Genomic DNA, 2,803 nt, shown 5'->3' with positions numbered 1-2,803 from the left:
ACAACTGCATTTTCCATTTCATTGTAAAGCTTGTTTTCCACCAGGTTGTATGCCATGGTTTTTATACGGCCTTTTCTGATATTAATCAGATAGTCAAGAAGACCTTTTACGAATGTTGCAACCCTTTCATTTTCATACGAATCACAGCCGATATTTCCTGCAATTTTACTTTCAAAAGTTTCTAAAAGAGGATATCCAACACAGTCTCCAACAATCATTTTACCCAGGAGTTCCACTCTTTTCTTTTCAAAGGATAATATATCTTCCTTGTTTTTGCTTCCAAAGCTGTCCTTAAAAGAGAATTTAATGAATTCATTCTTGGCTTCCTCATTTATTTTATCCATGTCTTTTAATGTCTGACTTGATTTTATCATATACGAGAAGTATAAGAGCTCAGGTAAACTGTCTATGGTTATATTGAAATATTCACAGTACTTTTCAAGTTCCCTGTCTATATCTTCCGTCTTTTCATTTGCATAGGCTATTGAAGTCATGGCAAACATGTGAAGTTTTTTCCTATTGTGTCTTAATGCGGAATAATATTTAAAAAGCTCCATTTCATCCGAAAGCCTTTCATAGTTTATTTCAACTCCGGAATCATCATTGTATCTCATTGACTTGAGAAAAATAATGAAGTAGTTAAAATAATCGTTATTGATTATATATTCCACCTTGTCCTCTGTTAACTCAGGATATAAGTATCCCCTTTGATCAATAAGATATTTCAGTAAATTGTTATATAGTCCTTCCATAGTTGTCTCCTTTATATAAGATTTAGGATAAATGTTCCAACCAACCAATTTAATTCTTAGTTTGAAGTCCTCTCGTCATGTAAAACAAAAAAATATAGCCGACATACATCAGCTATATTATATATACTTTTTTACTGGTTATCAAACTCTTCTTTAAAACTTGTAGTATATTTTAATACTACCATGGAATAATCGCTTACGGCTGGATCTGCATGTTTGCTTCTTGAAGCCATGTATTTATCAAGTCCGCCTTGTCCTCTATTATATGCTGTCAATGTCATATGCATATTCCTATCATAGAATTCGTATAGATACTTGAACTGGGTCATAAACAACTTTATATTGTATTCCGGCTCAAACAACTTATCCGGAACATACTCTATTCCCATGTTCCTTGCAACAGGCTCTGCCGTGTTTGCCATTAGCTGTCCAAGTCCTCTTTCTCCCAGGTTTCCCACACAATATGTATCAAATTCACTTTCAAGTCTCATTAATCCCAGAATTACAAATGGATCAATTCCTACTTCATCACATTCAGCCATTAACAGTTCAATGGCACCTACTTCAAGTCCTGACAGCTCAATTGCATATTCTTTAAAATCTTTCTCTTGTGCTGCTTCCACGTGATCCTTAATCGAAACATAGTCTATACTTCTTTTATAAACGTTGGATAGGTTAATTGGGACAGGCTCTGCGTCCACAGTGACAACCGCTCCTTCTGACGTGACGTTTTCAGAAATGGCTGTAGTAGCCGTTCCAGTCTGACATGCACTCAGTACAAATAAACACATCAACAGTGCTGATATAATCTTAATCTTTTTCTTCATAAATAGTTTTTCCTCTTTCTCAGTCACCAGCATATATCACCAGCAAAATTTAATGTCGACATGGCAACATGTCAAAATCCATGCCTTAAAAGCATGGATTATGAGGTATTATAGTTTACAAAAAATGATTTGTCAACTGCTTTTGCACTGTTTCCAATAGTTCAAGGGCCTTAGACCTTCTTACTACATTCTTTCAGGAGTTTCAATTCCTAACAATTTAAGACCATTTCTAATAGCTGTGTTTACAGCATATGTCAACAATATCCTACTTTTAGTAAGTTCATTGTCTTCCGTAAGAATCTGACTATAATGATAAAATCTATTGAACTTTTGCGCCAGGTCCACTATGAATCTTGCAATATAGAATGGTTCTTCCTTGGTCATTGAACTTTCAACTATGTCAGAAAATCCTTCCAAAGTTTTCATTATTTCAAATTCCTTGTCTCCTATTATTAGACTGAAATCAATATCAGTATCAAGTTCTTCCTGGTACTTTCTTAAAATACTGCAGGTCCTTGCATATGTATATTGAGCATAAGGTCCAGTTTCACCTTCAAAGCTAAGTGTTTTCTCCCAGGAGAAAGTATAGTCCTTGATTCTGTTGTTGTAAAGTTCCTGGAATAGTACGGCTCCAATACCCACCTGCTTGGCTACTTCTTCTTTGCCTTCAAGGTTTGGATTCCTATCGTTTATTATTTCAAGGGTCTTTTCAACTGCCTTATTAAGAACATCTTCAAGAAATACTACCCTTCCTTTCCTTGTGGAAAGGGTTCCATCTTCCAGGCTTACCATTCCAAATGGAACATGTACGCAGTCTTTTGCCCAGTCGTAACCCATAAGCTCTACTATCTTTATCCATTGCTGGAAATGAAGGTTCTGCTGAGAACCTACTACATATATGTTCTTATAGAAGTCATATGTTTCTTTTCTGTAAATTGATGCAGCAATATCTCTTGTAATATAAAGAGTTGATCCATCACTCTTCTTTATTAAAGGTGACGGCATGCTGAATTCTTCAAGGTCAACAATCTTTGCACCCTGGGATTCCACTAGAAGATTCTTCTCTTCAAGCTCTTTTATAACCCTTGGCATCTTGTCTGAATAGAAACTTTCACCAGCAAATGAATCAAATTCTATGTTTAGCATTCCATAAACTCTGTTGAATTCAATAAGACTTACATCCTTAATCCACTGCCACAATTCAATAGCCTCTTCGTTTCCGTT

Annotated in this window: 3 protein-coding genes; all 3 read right to left on the bottom strand. The window is 35.4% G+C overall.

Going from position 1 to position 2,803, the window contains the following annotated elements:
- A partial coding sequence (locus AC3AX0_RS10920; protein WP_487550319.1) for a hypothetical protein occupies positions 1-752 on the bottom strand: 752 nt, incomplete at its 3' end.
- Between the two features lie 131 nt (positions 753-883).
- Entirely contained in the window at positions 884-1,579 is a 696-nt protein-coding gene (locus tag AC3AX0_RS10915; protein WP_487550318.1) for a lytic transglycosylase domain-containing protein, read from the bottom strand.
- Between the two features lie 183 nt (positions 1,580-1,762).
- A partial coding sequence (gene argS, locus AC3AX0_RS10910; RefSeq protein WP_487550317.1) for an arginine--tRNA ligase occupies positions 1,763-2,803 on the bottom strand: 1,041 nt, incomplete at its 5' end.

It is taken from the genome of Dethiosulfatibacter sp. (assembly GCF_983023055.1).
Note: the sequence above shows the minus strand (reverse complement) of the source record. Positions and strands in the feature narration are given on the sequence as shown.

Excerpts from the sequence above, each read along its gene's own strand:
- AC3AX0_RS10915 (WP_487550318.1), bottom strand. The coding sequence starts at position 1,579 with ATGAAGAAAAAGATTAAGATTATATCAGCACTGTTGATGTGTTTATTT.